Source organism: Coleofasciculus sp. C1-SOL-03, assembly GCF_040220555.1.
In the GTDB taxonomy this organism is placed as follows: Bacteria; Cyanobacteriota; Cyanobacteriia; order Cyanobacteriales; family Coleofasciculaceae; genus Coleofasciculus.
In genome coordinates this window covers 1-5,771 of sequence record NZ_JAVJUO010000237.1, presented here as the reverse complement: position 1 = coordinate 5,771, position 5,771 = coordinate 1, and the positions used below count along the sequence as shown (strand labels likewise).

At 46.4% G+C, this 5,771-nt stretch carries 8 protein-coding genes; 1 reads left to right on the top strand and 7 read right to left on the bottom strand.

The features are described 5' to 3' along the window. Positions 1-212 precede the first annotated feature (212 nt). From RIE73_RS35975 to RIE73_RS35955, 5 genes are all read right to left on the bottom strand, one after another. Positions 213-1,013 (bottom strand): hypothetical protein, encoded by an 801-nt coding sequence (locus RIE73_RS35975; protein WP_446405730.1) that lies wholly within the window; start codon positions 1,011-1,013, stop codon positions 213-215. 395 nt (positions 1,014-1,408) lie between these two features. Further along, entirely contained in the window at positions 1,409-2,377 is a 969-nt protein-coding gene (locus tag RIE73_RS35970; protein WP_446405729.1) for a flagellar assembly protein H, read from the bottom strand. Between the two features lie 299 nt (positions 2,378-2,676). Next, on the bottom strand, positions 2,677-3,225 hold the full coding sequence (locus RIE73_RS35965) for a hypothetical protein (RefSeq protein WP_446405728.1): 549 nt from the start codon (positions 3,223-3,225) through the stop codon (positions 2,677-2,679). A 49-nt stretch (positions 3,226-3,274) separates the two neighbouring features. Then, the gene (locus RIE73_RS35960; protein ID WP_446405727.1) at positions 3,275-3,526 is read right to left on the bottom strand and encodes a hypothetical protein; all 252 of its coding nucleotides are present in this window, start codon (positions 3,524-3,526) and stop codon (positions 3,275-3,277) included. Positions 3,527-3,685: 159 nt separating this feature from the next. After that, positions 3,686-3,844, bottom strand: a complete 159-nt coding sequence (locus RIE73_RS35955) for a hypothetical protein (protein WP_446405726.1) — start codon at positions 3,842-3,844, stop codon at positions 3,686-3,688. Between RIE73_RS35955 and RIE73_RS35950 the strand changes: the two genes are divergently transcribed. Beyond that, on the top strand, positions 3,843-4,115 hold the full coding sequence (locus RIE73_RS35950; protein WP_446405725.1) for a type II toxin-antitoxin system VapC family toxin: 273 nt from the start codon (positions 3,843-3,845) through the stop codon (positions 4,113-4,115). The genes RIE73_RS35955 and RIE73_RS35950 overlap by 2 nt on opposite strands. On the opposite strand, the gene RIE73_RS35945 is transcribed toward RIE73_RS35950, so the two are convergent. Together RIE73_RS35945 and RIE73_RS35940 are read right to left on the bottom strand one after the other, a co-directional pair. Continuing rightward, positions 4,081-4,215 (bottom strand): hypothetical protein, encoded by a 135-nt coding sequence (locus tag RIE73_RS35945; protein WP_446405724.1) that lies wholly within the window; start codon positions 4,213-4,215, stop codon positions 4,081-4,083. The two genes, RIE73_RS35950 and RIE73_RS35945, sit on opposite strands and share 35 nt — an antisense overlap. 131 nt (positions 4,216-4,346) lie before the next feature. Then, positions 4,347-5,480 (bottom strand): flagellar assembly protein H, encoded by a 1,134-nt coding sequence (locus RIE73_RS35940; protein WP_446405723.1) that lies wholly within the window; start codon positions 5,478-5,480, stop codon positions 4,347-4,349. Between the last annotated feature and the right edge of the window lie 291 nt (positions 5,481-5,771).

The following is a 5,771-nucleotide window of genomic DNA, read 5'->3' as shown; positions in this document are numbered from 1 at the left end:
GTTGGTGGTGATGGATTTCGGATGGACAGGGACATTAACGGCGCCCGTGGGATTTTCCTACGGGCTTTGGGAGATATCCCCTCTCTAAGAGCTTGTCTTTTAGAGTGCATTGTTAGCATAAGTTAGCAAAATTATATCGGTCATTTGTCAGGGAATAGGGAATGTAGAGTTTTGAGTTAACTCCCCCAGCTCCCCCAGCTTCCCTCCAGACTTTAATCCCTTTGTGGGAGTTGAATCTTGACAGCACCTTCTGGGGTAGTGACGACTTTACCGCCGAGTGCTTCAATCTGATTAATGGCACGCTGACGAGTGCGATCGTCCATGGCGTTTTGCAGCACCATTGACCACGCACTGACTTGGGCTGATTTGCTGGAGGGATTGCGCTCAAGAAATTGGGCAGTTTGGCGGGAAATTGAGGCGACATACTGACTTTCTTCATCTTCATAAGTGCTTGCCCATTCTGCGGCTTTCTCGAAGGATTGGCGGGCGGCTTGGGCGTCACCCAGGAATAATAGTTCGTCGATTGCTTTATAACGCCAGATGTAATAGGATTTGCGGGGGACTTGAGGGGAAAGCTGTTGGAGTCCTTCTTCCATCAGTTCGACTGACCGATCTGGCATACCCGCATAGAGAGACGTGCTACCGGAAAGGAAAAAGTAGGCGTCTAAGAAACGGGGGTCACGGGTTAGAATCACTTCAAAGTAGTCTGGACTCAGTTGATAGCCCGTGACATCACGAGCTTGATCATCACCGAAATATTGCAGGAAATTGAGAAAAACCCAATCGGCTAATAGGTTATCAAATCCGAATGTTGGTACTTTCTGAAGGAGATTGAGGCGCACCTTTTCAGCTTCGATTTGGCGTTGCAGTTCTGTGGGAGACGGTGTTTCGCCTTTGCCTTGGAGTTGATTGAGTTGGGGAATTTGTAACCCTCCCACGACAATGATACAGAGAAGGGCTATTAGGGAAGGGAAGAGAGATTGACGTAAGGATTGAGACGATTGGGTCAGCATTTTGGGTAAATGTATGGATTATTCTTTAGGACGGTCTGTAGGGGCGACCCGCCTGCATCAATTAATAACTCCTGTCCACTCCATTGTATCGGGTCGCCCTTTCCTCACGGGAGGCTCACCGGATAAGTTGGGTTACTCTACCCTTCGGGAACTCCAAAGGAGTACGAGAAGGCTTCGCCTACGTTCCAAGGGCGCAACCTATAGCAGTAGACACATTGATTAGGACTTTCGTCACCATTGTAGAGACGTTGCATGCAACGTCTCTACATCAATGATGTGTCCTAACCGCTATGTCGGTTACTATACTTGCGTTGACATGCACCCTTTCCTCCCCCCCTTTGTGTCAAAGCGGTTTTCAGCAGGAGAAATAGAAGGGAGCGATCGCTCGATCTTGGTTATGGCGATGTTGAAGGGCTAGCTTCAGGAAATCGCTCCAGAAGTTGATCACGGGATATCTGAGACAATTGTGAGAGGTATTGGCTTAACTCTTGAGGCGGTAATTGTAATATAGGAGTTACCCGTGCCAGCAGTTGAGCATCTAATTCTCCAAAACGAATTTTCAGCAAATTTTCCACAATAAAATGCTGCGCCTGTTGGCTTCCGGCTGCGTTATTTTCGAGTTGAGAAAACTTTAACACAAAGGGGGTTAACTCCTGAGGGGGTAATGCTGATAAGGGCGTGACTAAAGCGGCGAGGGTGGGAGTCAAATCGCCCAAGCGAGTTCTGAGGACGTTGTTGATAATTAGCCGTTGTCCTGCTTGTATCCCTTGTCGCATACCTCGTTGAATCGTTTTTGGGCGATCGTTGGGTAATGCGCTTAATTCGTCAATGGCTTGCTGTTTGACCTGTCCTGTACCAAGAAGTCTTAACCACCGAGTTTCTGGGGTGGGGGGAAGTTGATCAATAACCACAATGGCGGTATAGTAAAACTCCGGCATAAAGTAGATTCCACTTAACCAGTTTTGTTCATCAGGTAAGGCGGCAAAACCCTCTAGTAAACTGGCTGATGCGGTGGGGATGAGTATCCACAATCGAGGCAGTTCCTCTTCGTTAAGCGACCTATTTTCTTGCTTAGCTCGTTGGTCTAGCTTGACATGCAGGTGAAACAGTTTACTCAAACAATCGCGGATTTGATCAGGGGTTACGGCGTCGCCAAAAGGTTCAAATAGGGCGGGAGTTTGGGCGAAGCGTCCCAGAAGTCCTAGAGAAAGTAGGTCATCACTTGCTGTGGCGTTGGGTGTGAAGTAAATGTCAATTTCTTGTACGGGTTCAGGGATTTCATACCGGGTTTTAACCAGTCCGATTGGGGATAAGACTTGGTTGAGGTAATCGGTAGCAAATTGGTTGTGGGGAGATTGAGTCATTTTAGGTTGTGATCGTCGATGGTGATGAGGTTTATTTTACTGAATGTAGGAGCGCCTCGTCTTGCATCCGTGTCAACTTAAGCCACAATCCTTGTCAACTGTCCGGTAGATTCCCGACTTGCAGAATTCAATTTATTTGGGATCATCAGGGTTTCAACAAAGAAGTCGAAGATCTGTCTGTGTACCTCACTTACTTGAAAAGCGCTGTAATTGACGGAAATGGGAAACAGGAGCGATCGCACTGTCCGGATTCGGCAGATTAGGTTCAATCAACCGTTTGTTCGCAAGAATTATCTCTTTTAATTTTTCCAGGCTTCATCTAGGGTAAAATTCCGAGGATTTTTCAGGATAAAGATGTTATCTTCTTTAATTAAATCCCCGGTGCAGGATATAGGGATGCGCTCTTGATAAGCTTTAATGGCTTGAATATAGTTGTGGTCAAATAACTCGGTTTTGATTTTCCATAACTGATCAAAAATTACACCGATCAGTGTAAGTTTGCCACTGAGTTGGTCGGGGTTAGGCGAGTAAATTTCCATGACGACTCCCTGAATCGTCCGGTTGGACAGTTGACTAATTAAATTTTTGAGAATATCAAGTTGAGAACGTTCTTCAGCTTGGGAAAGGGTTTCCAGCAGCCGATTCATGGAAACGGGAAAATCAGGAACGTCAGGATTTAGGGGTAAAACAAGGTTAAATTGTCCGTGGGACTGATTGTCTTTCATCCAAATTATTGCCTGATCCGCGATTTGCTGCTTTTGTTGCCAACCCTGTGCCTGTAAGTAAGCCGCTACCTGTTGGGGATGTATGGCTTTGAGTAATTCAATGTCTTTAACTGTTACATTCATAACCGTTCTCCTGCTATAAGCAGAGCTAAATTCTTCTTTTTGAATGTTACTATCCACTTCGAGCTTCTAATCGTTTTACTCGCTTCTCCTCTAACAAGTCTTCGTAACCAATTAGTTCCTGATATTCCGCTTCGTTCAGTTCACCCCATTCACAGCGATCGCGTAATGTGTTTAAATGTACCTGTTCCTCTTCAGAGATATGGCTCTCTATCACCTCAAGCAATTGGGTTTCCTGGGGACTAACTGTACTCGACTGAGGCGGCTGCGCTAAAAATTCCAATAGCTGTACAACTGCTATCAATTTGTCCTGAGGTAGCTGTCCAATCAGCGCGTTCGCGAAGCGTCTCGAAGAGAATCGCTTTTTGGTGAATATCAGTAGCAGGAGCCATTGTCCATCCCTATGTCATGGTTAATTCATAGTTTAGCAAATCTTAGGATTGGTTAAGGCTACCCGTAAATGTCACTGAGAAAATAGTGAGTATTCTGCAATAATATAGGCACAACCTTGGCATAGTTGACACCAATGACCGACCTGCGCCCGATCAAATTGACGGAAGTAGGAATAAGGAAGCGATCGCACGATTGAATTGACGGGAATAGGAAACAGGAGCGATCGCATGATGGAATTGACCGGAAGGGAACTCAAGAACTGGCACAGGGCGGCGTTGAGTCAGTTTTTAATAATGCTGGAAATTTTACCTTTTGACGCCCAAACAACACAAACTTATGGCAAAATGAGAGCAGAATTAGAAAAAATGGGCATTGTGATGGGTGCAATGGATTTACTTATTGCTTCCCAAGCTCTTGCTTATAATATCACTTTAGTTACCAATAACGTGAGAGAATTTTCCCGAATTACCGGCTTGACTTGGGAAAACTGGGTAGCATGATTGGCAGATAAGCTTGGCGCGATCGCATGATGGAATTGACCAGGCGAGAACAGGCGATCGCACCGTTTGTCGCCCGTGTGTAGGGGCGACCCGCCTGCATCAATGAACAACTCAAATCCCTTCAATTGGATCGGGTCGCCCTTTACTTAGTAAACAAAGCAACGCCTTGATCTGACCCCTCCCTAACCCTCCCCTTCAAGGGGAGGGAACGATACAAATTTAAGGACTGGCTTAGGGAAATCGAGCTAGGAGTTGCTCACGGGATAGCTGCGGTAGTTGCGAGAGGTATTGGCTTAACTGTTGGGGGGGTAATGCTAATAAAGAAGAGACTAGTGTTGTCAGTTGAGCATCCAATTTTCCAAAACGAGTTCTCAGCAAATTTTCGACAATGAAATGCTGTGCTTGTTGAATAGCTGATTCACTGTTTTCCAGTTGAGATAGTTGCAAGAGAAATGGGGTTAACTGCTGAGAGGGTAATTCCGATAAAGGAGTGATTAAAGCAGCCAGGGTGGGAGTCAACTGTCCCAAGCGATTCTGTAGCAAGTTTTCGATAATCAGCCGTTGTCCTTGTTGCAAACCTTGTTGCAAACCTTGTTGCATCGCTTCTTCCCTGGCTTGTTGCCGAGCTGCATCCAGTTGTTGCCGATAAAGGGGTGCTAATGCCATAATTAACGCCCTGTCCTCTGTGTCTAATTTTTGGTCTTGGTTGGCTTGTAAGTTGGCTTGCAAGTCATACAATAACTCTAGCGTAAACTCTCGTAGTTGGCTGTCTTGGGGTAATGTGGTGATTTCCTCGATGGCTTGTTGTTGGATCGTGCCTTTTCCGAGAAGTCTCAACCAGAGGGTTTCTGGGATACGAGGGAGTTGGTGGATGACGACGATAGCTGTTCGGAACGCCTCATGGAGAAAATAGAGTCCAGTTAACCAGTTTTGTTCGTCGCCCAAGGCGCCAAAACTATCGAGTAAGGGGGTTGAGGCGGTGGGAGTGAGTATCCATAGTCGGGGGAGTTCACTTGAGTTCAGGGAGGTGGATTCCCGTCGGGCGCGTCGTCTCAATTCCCGATGTAGGTCAAACAATTTGGCAATACAATCACAAATTTGATCGCAGGTGACAGGATTGCGAAAGGGTTCAAAGACGGCGGACGTTGTGGCGAAGCGCCCTAAAAGTCCCAGTGAGAGGAGGTAGTCATTTGAGACAGAGGTGGGGATGAATAAGACGTCAACCTCGCGCACTTCCCCAGCAATGTTGTGACTGGTTGTAACTTTTCCAATCGGGGATAAGAGTTGGTCGAGGTATTTCTTAGCAAATTGGTCGTGGGGAAATCGGGTCATTGGGGAATGGGGATAGTCTACGAGTGTAGCCATCTATCTTACCGGAGTTGGGGAACATTCGCGATCGCACTTTGTCGGGGCGAGATGCTTGCATGAATTAACAACTCCAATCCATTTAATTTGATCGGGTCGCCCTTTACTTGATCAACAAAGCCATACCTTGATCTGACCCCTCCCTAACCCCTCATAAGGGTAGGTTTTTTAAGATTGGGGTTGAGGTAAGACAAGGAAGACAGGTAGACCAGTAGACAAGGAAGAGTGAGAACGAAAAATCGGGCGTTTCGGCTTTTAGAAGTTAGCTTGACCGAACCTAATTTTGTACGG